Annotated in this window: 2 protein-coding genes and 1 pseudogene; 1 reads left to right on the plus strand and 2 read right to left on the minus strand. The window is 52.0% G+C overall.

The window, feature by feature from the left end; genetic code table 11:
• Nucleotides 1–254: 254 nt before the first annotated feature.
• On the minus strand, nt 255–470 hold the full coding sequence (locus tag CFR80_RS18030; RefSeq protein WP_110507843.1) for a hypervirulence associated TUDOR domain-containing protein: 216 nt from the start codon (nt 468–470) through the stop codon (nt 255–257).
• On the opposite strand from CFR80_RS18030, the gene CFR80_RS18035 reads away from it, so the two are divergent.
• On the plus strand, nt 469–1068 hold the full coding sequence (locus tag CFR80_RS18035) for a DUF488 domain-containing protein (protein WP_035366892.1): 600 nt from the start codon (nt 469–471) through the stop codon (nt 1066–1068). The genes CFR80_RS18030 and CFR80_RS18035 overlap by 2 nt on opposite strands.
• Nucleotides 1069–1151: 83 nt before the next feature.
• Here CFR80_RS18035 and CFR80_RS18040 read toward each other — a convergent pair.
• Nucleotides 1152–1541, minus strand: a pseudogene (locus CFR80_RS18040) (integrase core domain-containing protein); the annotation flags it as partial.
• Nucleotides 1542–1638: the final 97 nt, after the last annotated feature.

A 1638-nucleotide genomic window follows, 5' to 3' on the forward strand; every position in this document is an offset into this window, starting at 1 on the left:
CAGATAGCCAACAGCAACGCCGTCAGAAGGGCGGCATAACAACAACCGGGTATAGCTTATCAAGCCCACAAAGCTGTCCGAACGGACGGGACCACCTCAGATCTCTGTCATGAGAGGCTTATTGCGACACTCACGTCTGTCACCCCGACGCTGGATGTGGTGCTCTGTGCTCCGATCACCTCAGCCAATCCGTCTGTCTCTACATTGATGGATATTGCGGCGCAGACATGATGCTGGCTCAGGAGATGATCCAGTCACTCAGCAAGTGTAAGGGCCGTGCCTTTGTGAAAGGCGATATGACTGGTTTTAAGGCTTTCTATTTCATATTGAGGGTGTTCTGCCGCCGCGTGATGCTGATAGCCGTTGACCAGAAAGGGCGCCGTATGAATGGCTTTGATCCGTCCACTGACGTATCCCGCTTCCGAGTTCCAAGATACGATGTCTCCGATCTGGAAAGTTTGTGACGGCATGGAAAACTCCGTATCCAATGTGAACCTCGCAGGGGAGGCAAGATCATCTTCTTGTCATCCATTCTACACCATTGGGCATTCCACGCTTGCGCTATCTGATTTTATCGCGCTTTTGCGTCATTATGGCGTGACACTGATCGCGGATGTGAGGGCTTTTCCGTATTCCCGGCGTAATCGAGACTATGATGGCACCAGTCTCCAGCCGGAACTGGCGGCACAGGGGATCGGATATAGTCATTTTCCAGAGCTTGGTGGACGACGGCCACGGTCGAAGACGATGCCTGCGGAGACCAACGCATTCTGGCGTGTCCAGAGTTTTCATAATTATGCGGATTATGCGCTTGGAGAAGATTTTCACCGAGGTCTTGCCCGGCTTATCGAGGCGGGACAGCAGGCAACTGTTGCGATCATGTGCGCGGAGGTGCTCTGGTGGCGCTGTCACAGGCGCATCGTTACTGACTATCTTCTGGCCCACGGGGTGACAGTCTTTCATATTCTGTCCATGACGGATGCCGTTCCCGCGCACCTTACTGAATCTGCGATTATTGATAGTAGCCGTCATATTACTTACCCACAAATAAACACTTCCAGAGGCTGAAGGTAAAATGTAGGCATAAAAACAAACGATCTCGAAAAATTGGTAATCCCCCCATTTTTAGTGGGGCATTGAATGAGAATGCAGGCAGCTGTTTTTAGTTTCTGGGCGGGGGTTAGCCCGCTGTTCCCCATGTTGGGTCTGTCATGGTTATATGTCCAGAGCCATTGTGTTGCGACCTCCTGCACGTCCTGAATGCTTTCAAACAAATACTGCTCCAGCCATTCCTGCCGGACAGTTCTGTTGTAGCGTTCAATATAGGCGTTCTGCTGCGGATTACCCGGTTGCGTATAGATCAGGGTAATCCCCTGTTTTTCGGCCCATGAAACCAACGTATGACTGACATATTCAGGGCCATTATCCATTCGGATGGCTTCTGGCCTGCCACGCCACTCCATAACCTGTTCCAGACAGCGGACAACCCGACAGGCTGGCAGGGAAAAATCAACCTCGATCGCCAGTCCTTCACGATTGAAGATGGGGTGGACGGCCTCCATGCGGCATCAATGTGCCATGCTGGGGTCGGAATGACCATTCAGAGGAGACCGCCCGGATGAAAATTACCATGATCGG

The sequence above is a fragment of the Komagataeibacter oboediens genome (assembly GCF_003207815.1).
Taxonomy (GTDB): domain Bacteria; phylum Pseudomonadota; class Alphaproteobacteria; order Acetobacterales; family Acetobacteraceae; genus Komagataeibacter; species Komagataeibacter oboediens.